Below are 23,405 nucleotides of genomic sequence, written 5' to 3' on the forward strand. Positions count from 1 at the left end.
CCCGCCGGACGTCCTCAGGGCAGGTCGTCGCGGCCCAGCCACGTCGGTCTGACCGGCACCCCGTCCGCGTACCGCTCGACGCCCGGTTCGACGTCCGGCTCCATGTCCGGCTCGGGTTCCGGTTCCACCGCCGTGGACTCCGGCTCCGGAGCCGGAGGTTCGGGCGCGGGCTTCGGCGCGGCGGAGTCCTCAAGGAGCTCCGCCACCGTGAACCGGGTGACGTACGACTGCCACGCTCCGTCCACGACGAGCAGGAACCCGTCCTCCTTCCGAAGGAGCCGACGGCGCTTGGGACTTCGGGGGTGCTCCGGTGTGAAGCTCCGAGCCCGGCGCTCCAGCTCCTCCAACGCGTCCTCGCGCGACCCGGAGACGTGCGCCATCACGTAGGCCTCCGTGTGCTTGCGCTCCCCGAGCCCCACGGTCATCTCCATGACCAGCCCCCACGTCCGCACGTCCATGAACCCCCCGTTCTCGTACGTGTGTCCCCCTTCCACAGTAGAGCGAAGCCCCTGTGCCGCGTGTGCTCCCGTGCCGGCGGATGCCTTGAAGCCGGGGAGGCCGATAACCTGGTCCGTCCCCGACGGGCCCGGCAGGGGACAAAACGCGACGAGGTGGCCCTGTCGGCGACGTTCACCGCGCCTCACCGGAAGGGGGAAGGAGCATCGTGACCGAGTACGGATTCCCCCGTGCTTCCGGTGAAGTCATTCCCGTGCGAACCGAGTTGGCCGACCTGGTGGTCCAGGAACTTCGGCGTGCCGGCCTGCCCGCCTTCCGCGAGGGGGGTTCGGACGGCCCGGACCGGTCGGGTGCGGTGGTCTACGTCGATCCTGACACCGAGTTCGGACGGATGTCCGACCTGCTCCCCGCGCTGCGGCCCACGTTCGTTCGGCCGGGCGCATGAACGAGCCTCGGTTCGACCTGCCGCCCCAGGCCACGCCGGAAGTCGTCGCCGAGTGGAACGACCTGGCCGACAAGGTCTGCCATGAGCTGACCAGGGCCGGACTCCCCGCCTGCAGGGGCGACGTCGAGGGCGGCCCGCCGCGTCGGCCCGGTGCGGTCGTCCACGTGGACCGCATGGCCGACGGCGGGGTGTTCGTGGACTGGGAGACGGGCGACGAGCTGCGGACCGCCGCCGGCGAACTCTTCGCGAAGGGGATCGACTACGGCAATCCGCCTCCGGTCGTACGCCATCACCGGGACGTCCACCAGTTCATGCAGGACGCCCTGCTGGGGATCCTCGCCTCGGCCGGATTCCAGGTCGAGGTACCGGATCCGCATACGTACGGAAGCGCGGCGTACGTGAAGGGTCTCCGCCCCTGACGGTCAGGCTTTCGCGAGGACGGCCCGCAGCGCGCGTACCCCCGCCTTCCATTCCTCGCCGTCCGACTCCTCCCAGAGCTCCAGGAGTTCGGACGGCTCGGTGAGGACCCGGTCCAGGGCCTCGACCGCCGCCGGGCGCAGCTCCGCCGGGAGGGGCGGCAGGGGGTCCTTCGGGCCGTACGAGGTGGTGACCGGTTCGCCGCCGGGGCACTGGGCCGCGAGCAGGGCGGCCGAGGCGATCGCCTCCACGGCCAGGTCGGAGTCGAGGTAGTCGCCGCCGGTCTCGACGACCTCGCGGAAGGCCGTGCGCAGCACCTCCGCCTTCTTCTCCGCCGGGGCCTCGTCCACCCGGTAGGAGAAGTCGGCGGCGGTGTCGTTGTCGAAGGGGCCGATGTCCCACGTACCCATGGTGTGCTCGCTCTCTGCTCTCGATCAGCTGTACCGACAGCGTGACAGCCGCCACTGACAACGCCCCCGGAGAGCCCGCCGGACTAGGCTCTTCCGGGCCGCCGGAACGGGCGGTACGGGACGCGACGCGGGGGTCGGGACGTGAACGAGCAGGCCGAGGCGGCACAGGAGACGGTGGAGACCGTGGAGTCGGGCGGTGGTGGTGGGCGAGTGTCGCCGCTGCGGCGCCTGATGCGGAGCCGTACCGCCCGCACGGCGGTGGTCGCCGGGCTCGTCGGGGCCCTGCTCGGCGCCGGTGTCGTCGCGTGGCGCACCGATACGTTGCCGCTGGTCGGCGGCCCGGCGCCCTGCTGGGGCTCGTTGAGCGAGGGGACCGTGAGCGCGCTCTTCGGGGAGGGCCGGGAGGTCCGTTCCGAGGACCAGCGTCTGGGCGGCGGCAGTGGCCTCACGTACGGGAGTTGTCGGGTGACGAGCTCCCGGGACGGGCGGCTGCTCCGGGCGGTGGACATCCGCGTCCATGAACTCGACGGTCTGTACGGCATGGACGGCGACCGCTGGCCCGCGGACTATCTGGACCCGGACATGGTGTCCCTGGGCGAGGGGCTGCCCGGCATGGTCTCGGGTGCGCGGGCCTGGATCGCGCTTCCCGAGAAGTGCACGGGCAAGCCGGGCGACTTCGAGGCCGCGACCGTCGTCGACGTGAACCTGGGGCGTGCGGGGGTCGACTCGGACCCGGGGCTTCCGGGGTGGGAGGAGGACCGTGCCGCCCTGGCCCGGGCGGTCGTCGACGCGGCCAACGGGGCGATCCGCTCCTTCGGCTGCTCGCAGTCCTATGCGGCGCCCGGCGCCCTGGCGAAGGCGGGGGACTGGAAGGAGGCGGACCAGGACGCGTTGTGCGGGATCAAGGGGTTCGCTCTGCCCGCCGGCTTCTCCCCGGAGCGGCGTGAGGCGCTCGGGCAGGAGCGCTTCGGTGATCTCGGCGGCCCGGCCCGCAGCTGCGAGGTGGGCGGCTCGCTCCCCAACACGTACCTCAGGTTCACGACGGTGGAGGACCCGTCGCTGACCGCGATCTTCAACAAGGCCGTACTGCACGGCGGCAACCGGGTGGAGGGCCCCAAGGGCTACGGCTCGCTGAGCGAGACGCGCGCCGCCTACAAGGCGAAGTGCCCGAAGGGGTCGGTGGTCTTCCTCGTGGAGCAGAAGCGGGCGATCGACGACGTCGCCTTCGACCTGACGCGCTCGCTGCTCCCGGCCTACGTGGCGGCGGAGGCGGAGCGGATCGGCTGCGGCCCGGAGAGGCTGAGGATCATGCGCGGCTGACCGGCCCGGCCCTTCGCCTTCAGGGCCGGGTGCCTTCGAGGTTCTCGATCATGCGCTCCAGGACGCGGACGGCGGTTCCGTACTCCTCCGGGGTGATGCCGTCGACGGAGCGGGTCCGGAAGGCCCTCACGTGGTCCGCCACCTCGGCCAGGCGGGCGGCGCCGTCCGGGGTGAGGGCGAGCCGCCCGGGGGCCGGGCGGGACACCCAGCCGCCGGTGACGGTGGTGTCGACGGCGGCGGTCAGGGCGGGGGCGTCGGCGTTGGCCGAGAGGATCGACAGGACCTCGGCGTCGGTGGTTCCGTCGCCGTCCTTGACGACGTTGAGCACCTGCCAGGCGAGGCGGGTGAGGCCGAACTTCCCGAGCGTGCCGTCCATGACACGCGTGAGGGCTTCGTCGGTGCGGTTGAGCAGGAAGCCGATCGGCTTGGGCTTGCGCTCCATGCGGGACTCTCCGAACGGTGAGGAAGGGTGTCAGCGGTGGGACGACAGCGCGGGCTCGGGTGCCAGTATCGACGTCCAGTCCTGTGTTCGGGCCCAGTCGTCGAAGCCGTGCCAGGCGACCTCGGGGAACTCGCGGCGCAGTCCGGTGACGTCGACGTCGAGGCCGGTCGTGGTGAAGTACGAGAACATCGCCGCCAGGTCCGTGGAGCGGGTGCGGACGTAGGCGAGGGGAACCTCCTCGTAGGCGATCGGGCGGCCGAGGGCGGCGGCGAGGATGCCGGTCATCTCCCCGGGGGTGCGCGTGTCGGCGGCGATGTCGACGCGCCGGCCCGTGAAGTCCGCGCGGCGCCCGAGGGCGAGCGCGGCGAACGCGCCGATGTCCTGTGAGGAGATGAGCGCGAGCGGGCGGTCGGCGGGCATCGGCCAGGCGAAGGTTCCCGCGCGCAGTCCGTCGGCGGTCCAGCCGCCGGCGTAGTTGTCCATGAAGGCCGCGGGGCCGATCACCGTCCAGGGCGTGCCGGAGGCGTGGAGGTGGTGCTCGACCGCCCGCTTGCTCTCGTAGTGGGGGACGCCGGTGTCGCGGTCGGCGTGGGCCACGGAGGTGAGGACGACGTGCCCGAGGCGGGCGGCCGCGGCCGCGTCGACGAGGGCCCTGCCCTGCCGGATCTCGGCCTCGATGCCGGCCTCGAAGGCGGTGACGGCGAACAGGGAGTCGGCGCCCGCGAGGGCGGCGTCGAGCGAGGCGCGGTCGTCGAAGTCGGCGTACCGCACGTCGGCGCCGAGGACGCGCAGGGTGTCCGCGGCGGGCGAGTCGGGGCGGCGGGTGAGGGCGCGGACCCGGTGGCCCGCGGAGAGGAGGCTGCGGGCGGTGGCCCCGCCCTGGGCTCCGGTTGCTCCGGTGACGGCGACGGTGAGCATGGTTCCCCCGAAAGGTGTGGCTGTGTCGTGCATTCTCTGCGTTACGCAGAAGACTCTACCTATCTTTCTCTGCGTCGTGCAGGTTTTCTCGAATCATGTTTCTGACCTTCCGTCAGAATGGAACGTGTTCTAGTCTGCGGCGCATGGGCATCGCCATCACGCACGAACAGCGGGAGCTCGCCCGATCCGTCCGGGGCTGGCTCACCCGCGCCGTACCCCCCGAGGAAGTCCGCAAGCACCTGGACGTCCCCGACACCGCCACCGGCCGCCCCGCGTACTGGGACGCCGCCGCCGAGCAGGGGCTCCTCGGGCTGCACCTCCCCGAGGAGTACGACGGCGGGGGCGGCGACCTCGGGGACCTCGCCGTCGTCGTGGAGGAGGCGGCGCGGGCCCTGCTGCCCGGGCCCTACCTGCCCTCTGTGCTCGCCGCCGAGCTCCTCCACCGCTGCGGGCGGCACGAGACGGCCGGCACGCTCGCGCGTGGGGAGCGGATCGGGGCCGTCGCCCTCGGCGGCACCGGCAGCCTCACCGCCGTCCGCACCGCGAGCGGACACCTCCTCGACGGCACCGCGCCCCCCGTCCTCGGCGGCGCCCAGGCCGACCTGGTCCTCCTCCGGGCCGCCACCGCCGACGGCTCCGTCTGGCTCGCCGTCGACACCGAAGGCCTCGCCGTCCGGCCCCACGAGAGCGCCGACCCCACCCGGCCCACCGCCGAGATCACCGCCCGCGCCGCCCACGTCCCCGCCGCGCGCGCCCTGGACCTCGACACCGCCCTCGTCCACGACCTCGCCGCCGTCCTCTTCGCCGCCGACGCCTGCGGCACCGCCGCCCGCGCCGTCGAGACCGCCGCCGAACACGCCCGCACCCGCGAACAGTTCGGCCGCCCCATCGGACAGTTCCAGGGCGTCAAACACCTCTGCGCCGACATGCTCGTCCGGCTCGAACAGGCCCGCGCCCTCACCTGGGACGCCGCCCGCGCCGGCCAGGACAGCCAGGAGGGAGCCCGCTCCCTCACCGCCGCGCTCGCCGCCGCCACCGCCCTCGACACCGCGTACACCTGCGCCAAGGACTGCATCCAGATCCTCGGCGGCACCGGCTTCACCTGGGAGCACGACGCCCACCTGCTGCTGCGCCGCGCCCTCGTCGCCCGCCAGCTCCTCGGCACCGGCGACCACCACCGGCTCGCCGCCCTCCGGCACGCCGCCGCCGGCGTCCGGCGCGGCCTCCGCCTCGACCTGCCGCCCGAGGCCGACCCGTACCGCCGCCAGGCCCGCGAGGCCGTCGCCCCCGCCGCCGGGCTCGACCCGGCCGCCGCCCGGCGCGCCCTCGTCCCCACCGGCTACGCCGCCCCGCACCTCCCGGAGCCGTACGGGCTCGGCGCGGGCCCCCTCCAGCAGCTCGCCGTCCAACGGGAGCTCGACGAGGCCGGGATCAGACTCTCCGGACTCGGCATCGCCACCTGGGTGGTGCCGTCCCTGCTCGCCCACGGCACCCCCGAGCAGCAGGCCGAGCACCTCGGCCCGACCCTGCGCGGCGAACGCCTCTGGTGCCAGCTCTTCTCCGAGCCCGAAGCCGGCTCCGACCTCGCCTCCCTGCGCACCCGCGCCGAACGCACCGAGGACGGGCGCTGGCGGATCAACGGGCAGAAGGTGTGGACGAGCGCCGCCCAGTGGGCCCACCACGGCATCCTGCTCGCCCGCACCGACCCCACCGCCCCCAAGCACCAGGGGCTCACCTACTTCCTCGTCGACATGAAGAACACCCCCGGCATCGACATCCGCCCGCTCAAGGAGATCACCGGGGACTCCCTCTTCAACGAGGTCTGGTTCGACGACGTCCTCCTCCCCGCCGACGCCGTCGTCGGCGAGGTGAACGACGGCTGGCGCGTCGCCCGCAACACCCTCGGCAACGAACGCGTCCACATGGCCGACCAGGTCGCCTTCGACACCGGCCTCGAAGCCGTCATCGAGCGGGCGGACCAGGTCGACAGCTCCGTACGCGTGCGCATCGGGGCCCTGCTCGCCGAGGCCCACGCGCTCGCGTGCATCGGCCTGCGCACCACCCTGCTCCAGGTGTCCGGCCTCGAACCCGGCGCCGGCGCCAGCGTCCGCAAACTCGTCCAGACCCTCCACCAGCAGAAACTCGCCGAACTCACCCTCGAACTCCGCGGCCCCGAGGGCGCCGTCCGCGAGGGCCCCGGCGAACGGGCCGTCCACGGCCTGCTCATGTCCCGCTGCCTCACCATCGCGGGCGGCACCACACAGGTACAGCTCAATGTCGTCGCCGAGCGCCTGCTCGGCCTCCCGAAGGACTGAGGGGGAAATCGGAATGGGCAAGGCGTATGTCGTCGGCGTCGGCATGACGAAGTTCGAGAAGCCGGAGACCCGGGACTGGCAGTACTGGGACATGGCCAAGGAGGCCGGCACCGCCGCCCTCACCGACGCCGGCGTCCCCTACGCGCGCGTGGAGCAGGCCGCCGTCGGCTACTGCTTCCAGGCCTCCACCGCCGGCCAGCGGGCCGCGTACGAACTCGGGCTCACCGGCGTCCCCGTCTACAACCTCAACAACAACTGCGCCACCGGCTCCACCGCCCTCATGGTCGCCCGCCAGTTCGTCGAGGGCGGCATCGCCGACTGCGTCCTCGCCCTCGGCTTCGAGAAGATGGCCCGGGGCGCGCTCGGCGGCGGGTCCGGCGCCGGGGACTTCAAGACCTCGCCCGTCGCCCGGCACTACGGCATCATGGCCGCCGCCCACGGCTTCGAGATGTCCCCGCCCACCGCCCAGATCTTCGGCAACGCCGCCCGCGAGCACATGGAGCGGTACGGGACCACCGAGGTGCAGCTCGCCGCCGTCGGCGCCAAGAACCACCAGCACTCCGTGAACAACCCGAACGCCCAGTTCCAGGACGTCTACACCGTCGACGAGATCCTCGCCGCGAAGACCGTCCACCGACCGCTCACCAAACTCCAGTGCTCGCCCACCTCCGACGGCGCGGCCGCCGCCGTCGTCGTCTCCGAACGCTTCGTCGACGAACACGGTCTGCGGGACCGGGCGGTGGAGATCGCCGGACAGGCGATGACCACCGACACCGAGGAGTCCTTCGCCTCCGGCTCCTGCATCGACGCCGTCGGCCGCCCGATGTCCCGGGCCGCCGCCCGCCTCGCGTACGAGCGCTCCGGCCTCGGCATCGAGGACGTCGACGTCGTCGAACTCCACGACTGCTTCTCCATCAACGAGCTGCTCACCTACGAGGCGCTCGGCATGTGCGAGGAGGGCGCCTCCGGCAAGCTCGTCGAGTCCGGCGCCACCACGTACGGCGGGCGCTGGGTCGTGAACCCCTCCGGCGGCCTCATCTCCAAGGGCCACCCGCTCGGCGCCACCGGCCTCGCCCAGGCCGCCGAACTCGTCTGGCAGCTCCGGGGCGAGGCCGGGGCCCGGCAGGTGACGGGGGCGCGGGTCGGCCTCGCCCACAACATCGGCCTGGGCGGCGCGGCGGTGGTGACGCTCCTGCGGAAGGCGTAGGGCCTCATTCCCGGGACCGTTCCCGGGCCCGGGGCGTAGGTCCATTTCCCCATGTACGGGGCGGAGCCGGTCTGCGACCATCACATTCATGCCGCAGACCGACTCCGCCACCACGACCACGCCCTCCGCCCCGAAACCCTCCGCCCGCGCCTGGACGGTCGTCCTGACCGCCTGCGCGGGCCAGTTCCTCGTCGTCCTCGACGTCTCCGTCGTGAACGTGGCGCTGCCGTCGATGAGGTCCGACCTCGGACTCTCGGCGGCCGGCCTGCAGTGGGTGATCAGCGCGTACGCGATCGCCTTCGCCGGGTTCATGCTGCTCGGCGGGCGGGCCGCCGACCTCTACGGGCGCAAGGCGATGTTCCTCCTCGGCCTCGGTCTCTTCACCGCCGCCTCGGTCGCCGGCGGCCTCGCCCAGGAGGGCTGGCAGCTCGTCGCGGGCCGCGCGGCCCAGGGCCTCGGCGCGGCCGTCCTCTCCCCGGCCACCCTGACCCTGGTCACCGGCGCCGTCGCGGCCGGGCCCGCCAGGACCCGGGCCATCGCCACCTGGACGGCGGTGGGCGCGGCCGGCGGCGCGGCGGGCGGCTTCGTCGGCGGGCTCCTCGTCGACCTGCTCTCCTGGCGCTGGGTCCTCCTCGTCAACGTCCCCGTGGGGGTCCTCGTCCTGGCCGGGGCGGTGTTCTGGCTCCGCGAGAGCCGCACCGGCACCGGCCGCCGCCTCGACCTGCCGGGCGCCGTCCTCGTCACCGCGGGCCTCGCCGGCCTCGCGTACGGCATCGTGCAGACCGAGGCGGCCGGCTGGACCGACCCGGCGACCGTCCTGACGCTCCTCGGCGGCCTCGGGATCCTCGCGGCCTTCGTGGCCGTCGAGGCCCGCACGGCGGCCCCGCTGATGCCGCTGAAACTGTTCCGCACGCGTGCGGTGTCGGCGGCCAACGTGGGGATCATGCTGTGCGGTTCGAGCTCGTTCGGCATGTGGTTCTTCATGACGACGTACGCGCAGAGCGTCCTCGGCTACAGCCCGCTCCAGGCCGGCCTCGCGCTCGTCCCCAGCTCCCTCAGCGTCGTCCTGGGCTCGAAGGCGGCCCCGCGTCTGATGCCGGCCTTCGGCGCCCGGAACCTCGCGGTGGCCGGCGCGCTCATCGGCGCCGCCGGCTTCGCCTGGCAGTCCACCATGACCGTCGACGGCGACTTCCTCACGACGATCCTCGGCCCCGGCATCCTGATGATGGGCGGCATCGGCCTGGCCACCACCCCGCTGGCCACCCTCGCCACCTCCAGCGCCGCCCCGGGCGACGCGGGCCTCGTCTCCGGCCTCGTCAACACCTCCCGCACCATGGGAGGCGCCCTCGGCATCGCGGTCCTGACCACCCTCGCGACCGCCGTCACGGGCCCGGCCGCGACCCCCGCCGGCCTCACCGCCGGTTACGCGGCGGCCTTCCGCGTCTCGACGGCCGTCCTCGTCGCCGCCGCCCTGCTGATGCTGCTCTGGCTCCCCCGCCGGAGCGCCGGGACCGCCACGTCCTAGAGCCAGCCCTGCTGACGTGCCGCCCGCACCGCCTCCATGCGGTTGCGGGTGCCCGTCTTGCCGATCGCCGAGGACAGGTAGTTCCGTACGGTCGACTCCGAGAGGTGGAGGGCGGCCGCGATGTCCGCGATCGTCGCGCCGTCCACCGAGGCCGCCAGGGCGTCCCGCTCACGACCCGTCAGCGGGTTCGGGCCCGCGCTGAGGGCCGCCGCCGCGAGGGCCGGGTCGATGACCGTCTCGCCCCGCAGCACCTGCCGGACCGCCTCGGCGAGGTCCTCCACGGGACCGTCCTTCACGAGGAAGCCCGCCGCACCCGCCTCCATCGCCCGCCGCAGATAGCCGGGGCGTCCGAAGGTGGTGAGGATCAGGACCCGGCACTCCGGGACCTCGTCCCGCAGGTCCGCCGCCGCGTCGAGCCCCGAGCGGCCCGGCAGTTCGATGTCGAGCAGGGCCACGTCCGGGCGGGCGAGGAGCGCCGCGTCGACGATCTCGTCGCCCCGGCCGACCTGTGCGACCACCTCGATGTCGTGCTCCATGCCGAGCAGCAGGGCCAGCGCCCCGCGCATCATGCCCTGGTCCTCGGCGAGCAGAAGTCTGATCATTCCGCGGGCTCCCCCCGGTGCTGTACGGAGGTCTCCACGGGGAGTTCCGCGGTGACCCGGAACCCGCCGCGCGGCGCCGGTCCCGAGTCAAGAGTGCCGCCTGCCGCGGCGACACGCTCGCGCAGGCCGCGCAGTCCGCTCCCCGGCGTGGCGTCCGCCGGGCCGCGGCCGTTGTCCGTGACGGTGAGGCGGACCCGTTCGGCCGTGCCGGAGAGGTCGATCTCGCAGCGGGACGCGCCGCTGTGCCGTACCGCGTTCGTCGCCGACTCCCGCACCACCCAGCTCAGCAGGGCCTCCGTCTGCGGCTCCAGGAGCGGGCCCGAGCGCCGTACGACCGGCTCGATGCCGGCCGTGGAGAGCGCGTCGCGCGCCCGGTCGAGCTCGGTGGCGAGGCTGCCCTCGCGGTAGCCGGTGACCGCCTCGCGGATCTCGGTGAGCGCCTGGCGGCCCACGGACTCGATGTCCGCGACCTGCGCGAGGGCCGCGTCCAGGTCGTGCGGGGCGAGGCGCCGCACGACCTCCGACTTCACGACGATCACCGACAGGGTGTGGCCGAGGAGGTCGTGCAGGTCGCGGGAGAAGCGCAGCCGCTCCTTCTCGACGGCCGCCCTGGCCAGCTCCTCCCGGGTCGCCCGCAGCTGCCGGACCGTCTCGTCCAGGGCGAGGATCGCCGCCGTCACCATGATCGAGATGAACGTGCCGTACACGATCCCGATGGAGTCCCAGCCGTCCCGCCAGAAGGTCACCACGCCGACCGCGAGGACCAGCGGGAAGGTGATGACGGGCAGGAGCCGGCCGCGCCGCACCACCGCGCCGACCCCGAGGCCCAGGAGCGGGAAGAGGAGCAGCCACTCCCGGCCGTACCCGATGGCGAGACCGAAGGTGAGCGCCCCGAGGCCGATGAGGAGTCCCCAGGTCAGGGGCGTCTCCCGGCGGATCGGGTCGAAGGCGCGGAACACGATCGCGATGTACAGCGTGTTGAAGGCGAGCAGACCGAGGACGCCGATCCACGGGTTGGGCGCCTCGCCGCTGATGAGGTGGGAGAGCGCCCCCAGGCCCATCAGCAGCCAGGGGAGGAGGCTCAGTCCGCTGGGCCCCCGTTCGTCACGCTGGTGCGCTCTCGTCCTCAACCGCCGCCGGATCGTCACGTCCACTCCTCACACCGTCCTCGCCGAACGACGGTACGAGACCGCCGCGTACGTCCCGAACAGTGCCGCCCAGGCGACGATCACCGCCAGGGCCGTCGTCCCCGGGGCGTGTCCGTCGGCGACGGAGACGCCGAGTTCGGCGAAGCGGTTGGTGGGGGTGTACGCGGAGAGGGAGCGCAGCCAGTCGGGGAAGAGGCTCACCGGGAACCACAGGCCGCCGAGGACGGCGAGGCCCAGGTTGCAGGCGATGTTCGCGACGCCCGTCGTCTGGGCGGTGAGGCGGTAGCCGTTGCCGATGCCGAGGAGGGTGAAGGGGAGGGAGCCGAGCCAGAGGGCGAGGGCGACCGCGGCCCACTGCCAGGCCGCCAGGTGGACGCCGTTGACCAGGCCGCCGGCGAGGAGGACTCCGAGGATCGCCGGGAGCACCACCACCGAGCCGGTGAGGGCGCGGCCGGTGACGACCTGGCGCGGGGTCATCGGGGTGATCCGCAGCTGCCGCAGCCAGCCGGACGACTTGTCCTCGGCGACGCCGGTGCCGATCGACAGGGCGGCGCCGAGCGCTCCGTACGCGGCCATGCCGACCATGGAGGCGGTCTTCCACGCCTCCTCGTTCTGGCCGCCGAGGTTGGTGAAGAGGAGGTACATCATCACCGGGACGGCGATGGAGCCGATGGCGAAGCCGGTGTCGCGCAGGGTGCGGCGGACTTCGAGGCGTACGTACTCGGTGATCATCGGGTCGTCTCCAGGGAGGGGGCCTGCGCGGTCGAGGCGCGCGAGGTGAGGGTGAGGAAGGCGTCGTTGAGGGACACGGGGGCGACTTCGAGGCCCCGGATCGCGTTCCGCCCGGCGAGCGCGCGGACGGTCGCGTCGGAGTCGTCGCTGTGCAGCCGGGCGCGGTCGCCGCGGATCTCGACGGAGGTCACGCCGGGGAGCAGGTGCAGGCCCTCGCTGGGCTCGCCGGCCAGGTCGAAGGAGACGAGGTTGCCGCCGGCGGCGCGCTTGAGCTGCTCGGCGGTGCCGTCGGCGAGGACGCGGCCGGAGTCGATGACGACGATCCGGTCGGCGCTGGCGTCGGCCTCCTCCAGGTAGTGGGTGGAGAACAGGACGGTGTTGCCGCGCCGGGCGTAGCCGCGCATCGACTCCCAGAAGACCTCGCGGGCCTCGACGTCGAGGGCGGCGGTGGGCTCGTCGAGGACGATGAGCTCGGGGTTGCCGGCGAGGGCGACGGCGAAGCGGACGCGCTGGACCTGGCCGCCGGAGAGCCGGTCGACCCGGCGGTCGGCGAGGTCGGCGAGGCCGGCGAGCGCGAGGGCCTCGGAGACCGCCATGGGCTCGGGGTAGGTCCGGGTGACGAAGGCGACGAGCTCGCGGACGGTGACCCGGGAGACCGGGCGGGCGTCCTGGAGCATCGCGCCGACCCGGCCGGCGGCGACGGCCCGGGCCGGGGTGCCGCCGAAGAGGCGGACCTCGCCGCCGTCGGGCTCGTCGAGGCCGAGGAGCAGGCCGATGGTGGTGGACTTGCCGGCGCCGTTGCGGCCGAGCAGGGCGACGGTCTCGCCGCGGCGGATGGTGAGGTCGATGCCGTCCACGGCGCGGACCGGTCCGAAGGACCGGGTGACTCCGGTGAAGGCGACCGCTGTCTCGTTCTTCATGGGTACGACGCTACGGAGCGGGGCCGGGGTCCGGCAGGCGTGGATGTACGGACCCGGCCGTGACAAATGTCCCGGGGTCCCATCTGACGTACCGTCAGGAGGGGTTCCCAACCCACCGCCCCTCCGCTATACATGGGTCACCGAACTGGAACGCGTTCTAGATCCGGCGCGTCTCCGGGGCGGTCCCCGCACGGCCTCGGTGCGGTCGACGGTGCGGACGGCCGCGCCGAGGTCTCCACCCGCCACAAGGAGCTGCAGCCCGATGCCCATCGACCCCGCAAAGGCCGTCGCCGCGGAACCCCGCAGCGCCGAGATCTCCTGGGACCACAAGGACGTCCAGCTCTACCACCTGGGCCTCGGGGCAGGCGTCCCGGCCACGGACCCCGACGAGCTCCGCTACACCCTGGAGTCCCGGCTCCACGTCCTGCCCAGCTTCGCCACCGTCGCGGGCGCCGGCATGGGCGTCGTCGGCGGACTCTCCGCCCCCGGCATCGACATCGACCTCGCCGCCGTCCTGCACGGCGGCCAGTCGATCACCCTCCACCGCCCGCTGCCCACCGGCGGCCGCGCCGTCTCCACCTCCCGCGTCGCCGCCGTGTACGACAAGGGCAAGGCCGCCGTCCTCGTGCTGCGCTCCGAGGCCGCCGACGAGGACGGCCCGCTGTGGACGAGCGACGCCTCGATCTTCGTGCGCGGCGAGGGCGGCTGGGGCGGCGACCGCGGGCCCTCCGAGCGCCTCGCGCTCCCGGACCGCGCGCCCGACGCCACCGCCGAGCGGCCCATCCGCGAGGAGCAGGCCCTGCTCTATCGGCTCTCCGGCGACTGGAACCCGCTCCACGCCGACCCCGAGTTCGCCAAGCTCGCCGGCTTCGACCGGCCGATCCTGCACGGGCTCTGCTCGTACGGCATGACCCTCAAGGCGGTGGTGGACACGCTGCTCGGCGGGGACGTCACCCGGGTCCGCGCGTACCGCACCCGCTTCGCCGGGGTCGTCTTCCCCGGCGAGACCCTGCGCATCCGGATGTGGGCCGGGGACGGCCGCGTCCAGGTGGCGGTGACGGCCGTGGAGCGCGACGACGCCCCGGTCCTCGCCGACACCCTCGTCGAACACTCCTGATCGCCTGTTCGCCTGATTGGAGCCGCACCATGCGCGCAGCCGTACTGCACGAGATCGGCCAGGACAAACTCGAAGTCGTCGACGACGTCGAGGCGGTGGGCTTCGGCCCGGGCAAGGTGCGGATCCGGGTGAGGGCCACCGGCCTGTGCCACTCCGACGTCTCCGCGATGAGCGGGGTCCTCCCGCAGCCCGCGCCCTTCATCCCCGGCCACGAGGGCGCCGGCGAGATCCTCGACGTCGGCGACGGCGTCACCGGACTCAGTCAGGGCCAGCGCGTCCTGCTCTGCTGGCTGCCCGCCTGCGGCAGCTGTCCCGCCTGCAAGCGCGGCCAGACCCAGCTGTGCCTGGCCGGCTTCATGAACGCCGGCATCCCCAACTTCAAGCGCCCCGGCGGTGACGTCTTCGGCTTCGCCGGCACCGGCACCTTCACCGAGGAGGTCGTCGTCGACGCGGGCTGCGCCGTCCCCATCCCCGACGACGTGCCCTTCGACATCGCCGCCCTCATCGGCTGCGGCGTCACCACCGGCCTCGGCGCCGCCATCAACACGGCCAAGGTGGAGGCCGGTTCGTCGGTCGCCGTCATCGGCTGCGGCGGCGTCGGCATCTCCGCGATCCAGGGCGCCAAGCTCCAGGGCGCCGCCCAGATCGTCGCCGTCGACCCCGTCGAGTCCCGGCGCGAGGCCGCGCTGAGGTTCGGCGCCACCGAGGCGGTCGCCCCGGAGGCGCTCGCCGACGCCAAGCAGCGGATCACCGGCGGCGAGGGCTTCGACTACGTCTTCGAGGTCGTCGGCAAGTCCGCCACCGCCCGCACCGCGTACGAGACGACCCGCCGCGGCGGCACCCTCTGCGTCGTCGGCGCGGGCGCCCTCGACGACTTCCTCCAGCTCAACATGTTCGAGCTGTTCTTCGACGAGAAGCGGATCCTGCCCTCGATGTACGGCGGCGGGGACGTGATCCGCTCGTACGAGCGGGCCATCGCGCTCTGGCGGGCCGGCCGCATCGACCTGGAGTCGCTCATCACCCACCGGGTGCCGCTGGCGGGCATCAACGAGGCCCTGGAGCAGATGCGGACCGGCGCGGCCCTCCGTACCTGCATCGAGATCTGAGGAGACTTCGATGTCACTGCCTCTTGAGGGGCTGAGCGCGATCGTCACCGGCGCCGGGCGCGGTCTCGGCCGCGCCGAGGCCCTGGAACTGGCCCGGCTCGGCGCCGCCGTCGTCGTCAACGACTACGGGCAGCCCGGCCGCGACGGCTCGGGCGAGGCCTCCGCCGCACCCGCCGAGGAGGTCGCGGCCGAGATCCGCGCGGCGGGCGGCCGGGCCGTCGCCCACCTCGGCGACGTCTCCGACTTCGAGACGGCGCGGGCCCTGGTCGACCTGGCGGTGTCCGAGTTCGGGAAGCTGGACGTCCTGGTCAACAACGCGGGCATCCTGCGCGACCGGATGGTCTTCTCGATGAGCGAGGACGAGTGGGACTCGGTCGTACGGGTCCACCTCAAGGGCCACTTCAACACCACCCACTTCGCGGCGGTGCACTGGCGGGGCCGCTCCAAGGCGGGCGAGACCGGCGTCTACGGCCGCATCGTCAACACCTCCTCGGAGGCCTTCCTCGCGGGCTCGGCCGGCCAGCCCAACTACGCGGCCGCCAAGGGCGGCATCGTGGGCCTGACCACCTCGTCGGCGCTCGCGCTCGCCCGGTACGGCGTGACCGCCAACGCGATCTGCCCGCGGGCCAGGACGCGGATGACCGAGGACGTCTTCGCGGGCTTCGGGGAGCCCGGGGAGGGGGAGCTCGACCCGCTGTCCCCGGACCACGTGGCGCCGCTCGTCGGCTATCTGGCCTCCCCGGCGGCGGCCGGGGTCAACGGCCAGCTGCTCGTCGTGCACGGCGGGATGGTCGCGATCGTGGACCGGCCGAGGGTCTCGGCCAAGTTCGACACGGCCAAGGAGGCCTTCACGTACGAGGAGCTGGACTCCCTCCTGACCCCGCACTACGCGTCCCGGCCGGCGGGCGAGACGTTCGCGGCCTCGGAGGTGCTGGGTCTGAAGAAGGGCTGAGCCACGGGGGTGGTGGTGGGGAAGGAAGCAGGGCCCCGGGGGAGACCCCGGGGCCCTGCTCGTCTTCTCCTCTTACCGCTTCCGCCTACCGCGCGTGGGCCATCTGCCTGTCGCGCGCGGCCTCGGCCTCGCGGCGGTGCCGGCCGTGCGGGGAGGACGTGGAGTCCTCCGCCGGGGACGCCTGGCCGCGGTGCTTCCCGGAGCCGTGCGACTCCGTACCCTGCGTGCTTGCTTCGGACATGCTGGAACTCACCCCGTTGGTCGTGCTCTTGCTGTGCGGCGGAGAGTCTAGCCAGCCGGTCTGCGGTCCGTCAGAGGAGCCTGCTGCAAAGGCACCGGGCGGCAGACCCGGGGCTCCTCGACGGTCACCGGCCCGGGCCCGGGCTCCGGCTCCGGGGGCACTTCCAGGGCGGCGAGACCGCACGGCGCCCCGGCCGTCGCGTACGGCAGCCGCAGCACGCCCCCGGCCGTCCACAGGCCCGCCCCGGCCAGCCAGCCCTGGGGCGCCGCCATGGGGGCCATCCGGCGGGACGAGGGCTGCCAGACGCCCACCCAGCTGCCGCCCGCCGCGTCGATCCGCAGCGCCACCGCGCAGCTCTCCGGCATCAGCACCTGTCCCGGCTGCACCGCGAACGGCGTCACCGCCGCGTCGTCGAGCCGCAGGCACTCGGGGAACCGCACCGGCAGCAGACTCCCGAGCACGCCCCAGCCGAGCCGGTCGTGCCCCGGGGACGGGGCGTCGGAGCGGATCAGGAGCAGCCCGCTGTCCGGGTCCGCGAGCAGCAGCCGGTCGTCGCTCTCCTCGGTGATCTGGAGCAGCGGCGTCACCTCCCCGCCCCGCTCCAGGTCGACGGCGACCGCCTTCACCGGGCCGTCGTCGAGCCGCCGGTCGAGCGCGAGCATCCGGCCCGTGCGGTCCAGCCACACCCCGCCCGAGCAGTGGCCCCTGACCTCCGCCACCTTCTCCGGGCCGAAGGCCCCGCCCGCCACCAGCCACAGCGTCGTCGTGTCGGGGCCGACGCACATCGCGTACGCGCAGATGCCGTCCGGCGAGGGCGGGAGCAGCACCAGGTGCTCGGAGCCGGGCGCCTCCACGGCGCCGAGCTGGAGCTCGCCGGTGGCCGGGCCGGTGGGGTAGAGCAGGGAGAACGTGTTCCGCCGCCCGTCGACGCGGCGGGCGACGAGGACCCGGCCGTCGGCGAGGGGCAGCAGCCGGGTGCAGGGCTCCTCAGGCTGGCCGAGGGGGAGCGGCACGGCGTACGGCTCCGGGCCGTCGAGGGTCCACCTCTCCACGTACAGGGCGTCACCGTCGCCCGCGAGCCTGGCCGCGTACGCGCCGTTGGCCGTGATCGTGAACCCCGTCGGCCGGCCGCCGTCACCGCCGGGAAGCCCCGCGCGGTCGTCGTCCTCGGCCGTGGTCTCGATGGCACACGCTGTCATCGACTCGTCACCTCCGGCCACGAAGCTAGTTTTCGCACTTCCAGCCGAACAACACGAGTGGGGTCACTTCACACATAAGGGTGGCCGTGCGGCGGTTCTGCTGAGGGGGAGGGGGTGGGTGTGCTGGAGTGACGCGTGGTGAGGGAGGTAAGGCGAACCTAAGTGGAGGCTCCGCCTCCGGTGTCCGCGGGTTCCCGCTGGTGTCCCTGCCGGCGTCCCTGCCGTGTTCCTGTCGGTATCCCTGCCGTGTCCCTGCCGGCGTTCCTGCCGTGTCCCTGTCGGCGTTCCTTCCGGGGTGACCCGTGCGGGAGCCCCGTGAAGCGGCGCCGGACCGTCCGGCCGGGTTATCCACAGGCCAGGGCGGCGGGACGCGGGGGCCAGGTAGCCTTTCCCTCGTGCCCCGTCTGTCTGAAGTCATCGCCGAGCTCGACGCCCTCTGGCCGCCAGAGCGAGCCGAGTCGTGGGACGCCGTCGGCACCGTCTGCGGCGACCCCGACGCCGAGGTCACCCGCGTCCTCTTCGCCGTCGACCCCGTCCAGGACATCGCCGACGAGGCGATCGCCCTCGGCGCCGACCTGATCGTCACCCACCACCCGCTCTATCTGCGCGGGACGACGACGGTCGCCGCCGGCCACTTCAAGGGCCGCGTCGTGCACACCCTCATCAAGCACGACATCGCCCTCCACGTGGCGCACACCAACGCCGACACCGCCGACCCCGGCGTCTCCGACGCCCTCGCCGGCGCGCTCGACCTCCGGGTCACCGGCCCCCTCGTCCCCGAGAACAACCTCGGCCGGATCTGCGAGCTCGACCACCCCGAGACCCTCGCCGAGTTCGCCGCCCGCGCCGCCAAGCGGCTGCCCGCCACCGCGCAGGGCATCCGCGTCGCCGGCGACCCCGGCATGATCCTGCGCCGCGTCGCCGTCAGCGGCGGCTCCGGCGACAGCCTCTTCGACGCCGTACGGGCCGCGGGCGTCGACGCCTTCCTCACCGCCGACCTGCGCCACCACCCGGTCTCCGAGGCGACCCAGCAGTCGCCCCTGGGCCTGGTCGACGCCGCCCACTGGGCCACCGAATGGCCCTGGTGCGAGCAGGCCGCCGCGCAGCTCGACTCGATCTCCGACCGCCACGGCTGGGACCTCCGCGTCCACGTCTCGAAGACGGTCACCGACCCCTGGTCCTCCCACCACACCTCTCCTGGAGCCCCCAACTGAACGCCGCGCCCGCCGACCAGATCCGCCTCCTCGACGTCCAGGCCCTGGACGTCCGCCTCCAGCAGCTCGCCCACAAGCGCCGCTCGCTGCCCGAGCACGCCGAGATCGAGGCGCTGACCAAGGACCTCACCCAGCTGCGCGACCTGCTCGTCGCCGCGCAGACCGAGGAGAGCGACTGCGGCCGCGAGCAGACCAAGGCCGAGCAGGACGTCGACCAGGTCCGCCAGCGCGCCGCGCGCGACCAGCAGCGCCTCGACTCCGGTGCCGTCTCCTCCCCGAAGGACCTGGAGAACCTCCAGCGCGAGATCGTCTCCCTCGCCAAGCGCCAGGGCGACCTGGAGGAGATCGTCCTGGAGGTCATGGAGCGCCGCGAGTCCGCCCAGGAGCGCCTCGCCGAGCTGACCGAGCGGGTCGCCGCCGTGCAGACCAAGGTCGACGACGCCACCGCGCGCCGCGACGCCGCCCAGGCCGAGCTGGACGCCGAGTCCGCCTCCGTCACCAAGGACCGCGAGGTCGTCGCCGGACCCCTCCCGGAGGACCTGCTCAAGCTGTACGACCGCCTGCGCGAGAAGCAGGGCGGCGTCGGCGCGGCCCGGCTCCACCAGCGCCGGTGCGAGGGGTGCCGCCTGGAGCTCGACATCACCGAGGTGAACGAGATCCGCGCCGCCGCGCCCGACAAGGTCGTCCGCTGCGAGAACTGCAGCCGCATCCTGGTCCGCACCGCGGAGTCCGGCCTGTAATGCGCGAACTCGTGGTCGAGGCCGACGGCGGCTCCCGGGGCAACCCGGGGCCCGCCGGATACGGCGCGGTCGTCCTCGACCCGGCGACGGGGGAGACCCTCGCGGAGGCCGCCGAGTACATCGGCGTGGCCACGAACAACGTCGCCGAGTACAAGGGCCTGGTCGCGGGCCTCAAGGCGGCCCGGGAGCTGTTCCCCGACGCCGCCGTCCACGTCCGCATGGACTCCAAGCTGGTCGTCGAGCAGATGTCCGGCCGCTGGAAGATCAAGCACCCGGACATGAAGCCGCTCGCCGCCGAGGCCGCCCGCGTCTTCCCACCGGGCCAGGTCCGCTACGAGTGGATCCCCCGCGAGCGGAACAAGCACGCCGACCGCCTCGCGAACGAGGCGATGGACGCCGGCAAGCACGGCCGCCAGTGGCAGCCCTCCGCCTCCACGGCCGGGCTGGACGCCTCGGCCGCCCGCAACGCCGCGACCCCGCCGCCCTCGGGCCCGCCCGGAGACGCGGCAGCGGGCGCGGCCCGCGCCCGCGCGGCACTGGCGACGTCGTCCCCCGGACCGGCGGCCGCCCCGGGCGGTACGGGTACGGGCGCCTGGCCGAGCGCCGTGGCGCGCCCGACGAACTCCGCCGAGACGCTGGACGACGGCCTGTTCGCCGCCGAGGAGGCCGTCGCGGCCTCGGTGGCCTCCGGTGACTTCGAGGCCGAGGCGGGCGCCCTGGCGCCGACGGGCCACGCGGCCCGCGCCCACGCGCCGGCCACGCCGCCCACGCCGCCCGGGACGGGCGAGCGGCCCCTCGCGCCCGAGCCGGCGCGCGACACCGCCGCGCCCGCGCAGGCGCCGGCCCAGGACGCCACGGGTCTCGCCGCGCCCGCGCACGGCGATGCCACCGCCCCGGCGGCTCGGCCGCAGGCCCCCGCCGCCTCCGGCCAGGGCTGGGCCGGCCCCGACATGGGGGCGCCCGCGACCTTCGTGCTGCTGCGGCACGGGGAGACCGCGCTCACGCCCGAGAAGAGGTTCTCGGGGAGCGGGGGCAGCGACCCCGAGCTGTCGGCGGCCGGGCTGCGGCAGGCCGAGGCCGTCGCGGAGGCGCTGGCCGCGCGCGGCACCATCCAGGAGATCGTGAGCTCGCCGCTCACCCGCTGCCGCCAGACGGCGGGGGCCGTCGCCGCCCGGCTCGGGCTGGACGTGCGGATCGAGCAGGGGCTGAGGGAGACGGACTTCGGTGCCTGGGAGGGCCTGACGTTCGGCGAGGTCCGGGAGCGCCACCCCGAGGACCTCGACGCGTGGCTGGCCTCGGCGAGGGCCGAGCCGACCGGCGGAGGCGAGAGCTTCGCGGCCGTCGCCCGGCGCGTCGCCGCGACCCGGGACCGGCTGGCCGCCGCGTACGCGGGCCGTACGGTCCTGCTCGTCACCCACGTGACGCCGATCAAGACGCTGGTGCGGCTCGCGCTCGGCGCCCCGCCGGAGTCGCTGTTCCGGATGGAGCTGTCGGCCGCGTCGATCTCGGCCGTGGCGTACTACGCGGACGGCAACGCGTCCGTACGGCTCCTGAACGACACCTCGCACCTGCGGTAGCGGCGCAAACCGGTGGCGGCGGGCCCCGTCCCCGTACCACCATCACCCGCATGACGTGGTCCTTCACCGACAGCCCCGCCGCCTTCCGGGCGGCCGCCGCAGAACACCTTGTCGCCGACGCCGCCCGCAACACCGCCGTACTCACGCTGATGGACACGGCCGGTCGGCTCGGCTGGTGGGAGGAGGCGGACGGCCGGGTCACCGGCGTCCTCGTCGTCTCCCCGCCCGGCGCGCCCTCCCTCGGGGCCATGACGGAGGAGGCGGCCCGCGCGCTCGCCCTCCCCGGAGGACTCCCCGGTGGACTCCCCGGAGGACTTCCCGGCGGCGAGGAGCCGACGGAGGTGCGCGGCGAGACCGCCGCCGTCGAGGCGTACGCGGAGGCCACCGGACGCCCCTGGGCGCCCACCACCCGCATGCGGCTCTTCCGGCTCGGCGAGCTGACCCCGCCGGACCCCGCCCCGGAGGGCCGCGCCAGGGTCGCCGCCGGGGCCGACGTCCCGCTCGTCGCCGCCTGGACCAGGGAGTTCGTGGCGGCCATCGGCGAGGAGCCCGCCGAGGACTACACCGGCTTCGTCACCGAGCGGGTCTCCGAGGGACGGCTGTGGCTCTGGGAAGGACCCGACGGCCGCCCCGTCTCGATGGCCGCCGTCTCCCGCACGATCGAGGGCCAGGCCCGCGTCCACCTCGTCTACACCCCGCCCGCCGAGCGCGGCCGGGGGTACGCGGCCGGGGCCACCGAGGCGGTCAGCCGGGCCGCGCTCGACGGGGGCACCGCGCAGGTCCTGCTCTTCACGGACCTGGCCAACCCCACCAGCAACGCCCTGTACCAGCGCCTCGGCTACCGGGCCGTCACCGACCACCTCACCGTGACGTTCACGGGCTGACCGGCGCCCGCAGCCCCGCCGCCCCGCGCGCCAGCGCCTCCACCCGCGCCCAGTCGCGGGCCGCGAGGGCGTCCGGCGGCAGCATCCACGTACCACCGACGCAGCCGACGTTCGACAGGGCGAGGTAGGCGGGGGCGGAGGCCGGGGAGATGCCGCCCGTGGGGCAGAAGCGGGCCCGGGGGAGCGGGCCCGCGAGGGACGTGAGGTACGGGATGCCGCCCGCCGCCTCGGCCGGGAAGAACTTCATGTCCCGCACGCCGTGTTCGAGGAGGGCCACCACCTCCGAGGCCGTCGACACCCCCGGCAGGAACGGCACGCCCGAGTCACGCATCGCGCCGAGCAGCCGCTCGGTCCACCCCGGGCTGACCAGGAACCGCGCCCCGGCGCCCACCGCGTCGGCGACCCCGGCCGCGGAGACGACGGTGCCCGCGCCGACGACCGCCTCCGGCACCTCGGCCGCGACCGCGCGGAGGGCGTCGAGCGCGGCCGGGGTCCGCAGGGTGACCTCGATCAGCGGCAGCCCGCCCGCCACCAGGGCCCGCGCCAGCGGCACGGCGTCGGCGGCGTCCTCGATCACGACGACGGGGACCACGGGGACGGTCGGGGCAAGGCCGAACACGCTCGTCGAGGACATGGGCGTCATCCTGCCCAGCACGAGCGTCACCCGCAACGAGCGTTGCGGAGGGCGCAACGCGGTCTGGGGTCCGTCCGGCGGATCGGGGTCGGACAGGCCCTAGTGGACCTCGTCCACGAGGACGTCGAGCGCCCCCGCCTTCCCGCCCTCCTCCACCACGTACCGCAGATCCCGCAGCGTCTCCGCCAGCTCCGCCGGCGATCCCGGCTCCGCGCCCGCCTCCAGGAGGCTCCGTACGATCCGGCCCTTCGTCGCCTTGTTGAAGTGGCTGACCACCTTCCGGGTCGGCGCGTGCAGCACCCGCACCGTCGCCGTCCGGGCCGCGACCTCACCCTTCGGCTTCCACGCCGACGCGTACGCCGAGGAGCGCAGGTCCAGGACGAGCCCGTCCCCGGCCGCCTCCGGCAGCACCGAGGCCATCGCGCCCCGCCAGTGCGCGCCGAGCGCCCCGAGGCCCGGCAGCTTGATCCCCATCGAGCAGCGGTAGGACGGGATCCGGTCCGTCACCTTCACCGCGCCCCACAGGCCCGAGAACACGAGCAGCGAGTCCCCGGCCCGCTTCCGCGCCGCCCCGTCGAGCGTCGCCAGACCCAGCGCGTCGTACAGCACGCCCGTGTAGATCTCCCCGGCCGGACGCGCGCCCGCCGTCCGCAGCTCCGCGTTCTTCGCGACCTCGCCGCGCAGCCCCTCGCTCAGGCCCAGCACCTCGCGCGCCTTCTCCTCGTCGGCGGCGCACAGCTCGACCAGCTCGTCCAGGACCGCCGCCCGCGCCTCCGCGAGCCCCGGCAGGGACAGCGACTCCGGCTTCAGCGGCGCCCCGCGCCCCGAGGAGGCCTTGCCTTCGGAGGGCGGCAACAGCACGAGCACGGTGGTTCTCCTTCGTC

25 protein-coding genes are annotated in these 23,405 nt (G+C 74.1%); 13 read left to right on the forward strand and 12 right to left on the reverse strand.

Annotation, left to right across the window (positions count from 1 at the left end; translation table 11 throughout):
- Nucleotides 1-14: 14 nt before the first annotated feature.
- Nucleotides 15-458, reverse strand: coding sequence for a hypothetical protein (locus ACFYUS_RS33470; protein ID WP_388860830.1), 444 nt, complete (start codon nt 456-458; stop codon nt 15-17).
- Nucleotides 459-664: 206 nt separating this feature from the next.
- Here ACFYUS_RS33470 and ACFYUS_RS33475 point away from each other — a divergent pair, with 206 nt between their 5' ends.
- Both ACFYUS_RS33475 and ACFYUS_RS33480 read left to right on the forward strand, forming a co-directional pair.
- Entirely contained in the window at nt 665-901 is a 237-nt protein-coding gene (locus tag ACFYUS_RS33475; protein WP_388860833.1) for a hypothetical protein, read from the forward strand.
- On the forward strand, nt 898-1,320 hold the full coding sequence (locus ACFYUS_RS33480) for a hypothetical protein (RefSeq protein ID WP_388860836.1): 423 nt from the start codon (nt 898-900) through the stop codon (nt 1,318-1,320). Before ACFYUS_RS33475 ends, ACFYUS_RS33480 begins: the two co-directional genes overlap by 4 nt.
- Nucleotides 1,321-1,323: 3 nt before the next feature.
- Here ACFYUS_RS33480 and ACFYUS_RS33485 read toward each other — a convergent pair whose 3' ends face one another.
- The gene (locus tag ACFYUS_RS33485; RefSeq protein WP_388860839.1) at nt 1,324-1,728 is read right to left on the reverse strand and encodes a DUF4259 domain-containing protein; all 405 of its coding nucleotides are present in this window, start codon (nt 1,726-1,728) and stop codon (nt 1,324-1,326) included.
- A gap of 141 nt (nt 1,729-1,869) precedes the next feature.
- Between ACFYUS_RS33485 and ACFYUS_RS33490 the strand changes: the two genes are divergently transcribed.
- A complete protein-coding gene (locus tag ACFYUS_RS33490; protein ID WP_388860843.1) occupies nt 1,870-3,048 on the forward strand; it encodes a hypothetical protein in 1,179 nt (392 codons plus the stop codon).
- Nucleotides 3,049-3,067: 19 nt separating this feature from the next.
- Here ACFYUS_RS33490 and ACFYUS_RS33495 read toward each other — a convergent pair whose 3' ends face one another.
- Both ACFYUS_RS33495 and ACFYUS_RS33500 read right to left on the reverse strand, forming a co-directional pair.
- Nucleotides 3,068-3,490, reverse strand: coding sequence for a MarR family winged helix-turn-helix transcriptional regulator (locus tag ACFYUS_RS33495; protein WP_388860846.1), 423 nt, complete (start codon nt 3,488-3,490; stop codon nt 3,068-3,070).
- Between the two features lie 30 nt (nt 3,491-3,520).
- Entirely contained in the window at nt 3,521-4,408 is an 888-nt protein-coding gene (locus tag ACFYUS_RS33500) for an NmrA/HSCARG family protein (RefSeq protein WP_388860849.1), read from the reverse strand.
- A gap of 143 nt (nt 4,409-4,551) precedes the next feature.
- Between ACFYUS_RS33500 and ACFYUS_RS33505 the strand changes: the two genes are divergently transcribed.
- The 3 genes from ACFYUS_RS33505 (at nt 4,552) to ACFYUS_RS33515 (ending at nt 9,455) form a co-directional block, all read left to right on the forward strand.
- Nucleotides 4,552-6,723, forward strand: a complete 2,172-nt coding sequence (locus tag ACFYUS_RS33505; protein WP_388860852.1) for an acyl-CoA dehydrogenase — start codon at nt 4,552-4,554, stop codon at nt 6,721-6,723.
- Nucleotides 6,724-6,736: 13 nt separating this feature from the next.
- Nucleotides 6,737-7,930: a lipid-transfer protein gene (locus tag ACFYUS_RS33510; protein ID WP_388860855.1), complete on the forward strand. Its 1,194-nt coding sequence runs from the start codon at nt 6,737-6,739 to the stop codon at nt 7,928-7,930.
- Between the two features lie 88 nt (nt 7,931-8,018).
- A complete protein-coding gene (locus ACFYUS_RS33515; RefSeq protein WP_388860858.1) occupies nt 8,019-9,455 on the forward strand; it encodes an MFS transporter in 1,437 nt (478 codons plus the stop codon).
- Here the strand turns inward: ACFYUS_RS33515 and ACFYUS_RS33520 are convergent.
- From ACFYUS_RS33520 to ACFYUS_RS33535, 4 genes are read right to left on the reverse strand one after another with little or no spacing between them, the layout of a single operon-like run.
- On the reverse strand, nt 9,452-10,057 hold the full coding sequence (locus ACFYUS_RS33520; RefSeq protein WP_388860861.1) for a response regulator: 606 nt from the start codon (nt 10,055-10,057) through the stop codon (nt 9,452-9,454). The two genes, ACFYUS_RS33515 and ACFYUS_RS33520, sit on opposite strands and share 4 nt — an antisense overlap.
- Nucleotides 10,054-11,205, reverse strand: coding sequence for a sensor histidine kinase (locus ACFYUS_RS33525; protein WP_388860864.1), 1,152 nt, complete (start codon nt 11,203-11,205; stop codon nt 10,054-10,056). Before ACFYUS_RS33525 ends, ACFYUS_RS33520 begins: the two co-directional genes overlap by 4 nt.
- A 9-nt stretch (nt 11,206-11,214) precedes the next feature.
- Nucleotides 11,215-11,937: an ABC transporter permease gene (locus ACFYUS_RS33530; protein WP_388860867.1), complete on the reverse strand. Its 723-nt coding sequence runs from the start codon at nt 11,935-11,937 to the stop codon at nt 11,215-11,217.
- A complete protein-coding gene (locus ACFYUS_RS33535; RefSeq protein ID WP_388860870.1) occupies nt 11,934-12,857 on the reverse strand; it encodes an ATP-binding cassette domain-containing protein in 924 nt (307 codons plus the stop codon). Before ACFYUS_RS33535 ends, ACFYUS_RS33530 begins: the two co-directional genes overlap by 4 nt.
- A 262-nt stretch (nt 12,858-13,119) precedes the next feature.
- Between ACFYUS_RS33535 and ACFYUS_RS33540 the strand changes: the two genes are divergently transcribed.
- The 3 genes from ACFYUS_RS33540 to ACFYUS_RS33550 are packed head-to-tail and all read left to right on the forward strand — an operon-like array spanning nt 13,120 to nt 16,032.
- Entirely contained in the window at nt 13,120-13,974 is an 855-nt protein-coding gene (locus ACFYUS_RS33540; RefSeq protein WP_388860873.1) for a MaoC/PaaZ C-terminal domain-containing protein, read from the forward strand.
- A gap of 29 nt (nt 13,975-14,003) precedes the next feature.
- Nucleotides 14,004-15,080 carry a Zn-dependent alcohol dehydrogenase gene (locus tag ACFYUS_RS33545; protein ID WP_388860876.1) on the forward strand — a complete coding sequence of 359 codons (1,077 nt, stop codon included), beginning with the start codon at nt 14,004-14,006 and terminating at the stop codon, nt 15,078-15,080.
- A gap of 10 nt (nt 15,081-15,090) precedes the next feature.
- Nucleotides 15,091-16,032, forward strand: a complete 942-nt coding sequence (locus tag ACFYUS_RS33550; protein ID WP_388860879.1) for a 3-oxoacyl-ACP reductase — start codon at nt 15,091-15,093, stop codon at nt 16,030-16,032.
- 85 nt (nt 16,033-16,117) lie between these two features.
- Here the strand turns inward: ACFYUS_RS33550 and ACFYUS_RS33555 are convergent, their stop codons facing one another.
- Nucleotides 16,118-16,273: a hypothetical protein gene (locus ACFYUS_RS33555; protein ID WP_388860882.1), complete on the reverse strand. Its 156-nt coding sequence runs from the start codon at nt 16,271-16,273 to the stop codon at nt 16,118-16,120.
- A 47-nt stretch (nt 16,274-16,320) separates the two neighbouring features.
- On the reverse strand, nt 16,321-17,472 hold the full coding sequence (locus ACFYUS_RS33560) for a hypothetical protein (RefSeq protein ID WP_388860884.1): 1,152 nt from the start codon (nt 17,470-17,472) through the stop codon (nt 16,321-16,323).
- Nucleotides 17,473-17,867: 395 nt separating this feature from the next.
- Here ACFYUS_RS33560 and ACFYUS_RS33565 point away from each other — a divergent pair, with 395 nt between their 5' ends.
- From ACFYUS_RS33565 to ACFYUS_RS33580, 4 genes are read left to right on the forward strand one after another with little or no spacing between them, the layout of a single operon-like run.
- Nucleotides 17,868-18,686 (forward strand): Nif3-like dinuclear metal center hexameric protein, encoded by an 819-nt coding sequence (locus ACFYUS_RS33565; protein ID WP_388860887.1) that lies wholly within the window; start codon nt 17,868-17,870, stop codon nt 18,684-18,686.
- On the forward strand, nt 18,683-19,426 hold the full coding sequence (locus ACFYUS_RS33570) for a zinc ribbon domain-containing protein (RefSeq protein WP_388861158.1): 744 nt from the start codon (nt 18,683-18,685) through the stop codon (nt 19,424-19,426). The genes ACFYUS_RS33565 and ACFYUS_RS33570 overlap by 4 nt, the downstream gene beginning before the upstream one ends.
- Nucleotides 19,426-21,003: a bifunctional RNase H/acid phosphatase gene (locus ACFYUS_RS33575; protein WP_388860890.1), complete on the forward strand. Its 1,578-nt coding sequence runs from the start codon at nt 19,426-19,428 to the stop codon at nt 21,001-21,003. The genes ACFYUS_RS33570 and ACFYUS_RS33575 overlap by 1 nt, the downstream gene beginning before the upstream one ends.
- Nucleotides 21,004-21,053: 50 nt before the next feature.
- Complete coding sequence (locus ACFYUS_RS33580) at nt 21,054-21,887, forward strand: GNAT family N-acetyltransferase (RefSeq protein WP_388860893.1); 834 nt, start codon at nt 21,054-21,056, stop codon at nt 21,885-21,887.
- Here ACFYUS_RS33580 and eda read toward each other — a convergent pair.
- Nucleotides 21,877-22,521, reverse strand: coding sequence for a bifunctional 4-hydroxy-2-oxoglutarate aldolase/2-dehydro-3-deoxy-phosphogluconate aldolase (eda, locus tag ACFYUS_RS33585; protein ID WP_388860896.1), 645 nt, complete (start codon nt 22,519-22,521; stop codon nt 21,877-21,879). The two genes, ACFYUS_RS33580 and eda, sit on opposite strands and share 11 nt — an antisense overlap.
- Before the next feature lie 99 nt (nt 22,522-22,620).
- Nucleotides 22,621-23,388: a peroxide stress protein YaaA gene (gene yaaA / locus ACFYUS_RS33590; protein ID WP_388860899.1), complete on the reverse strand. Its 768-nt coding sequence runs from the start codon at nt 23,386-23,388 to the stop codon at nt 22,621-22,623.
- Nucleotides 23,389-23,405 lie beyond the last annotated feature (17 nt).

Source organism: Streptomyces sp. NPDC004284, from assembly GCF_042874035.1.
Taxonomy (GTDB): Bacteria; Actinomycetota; Actinomycetes; order Streptomycetales; family Streptomycetaceae; genus Streptomyces.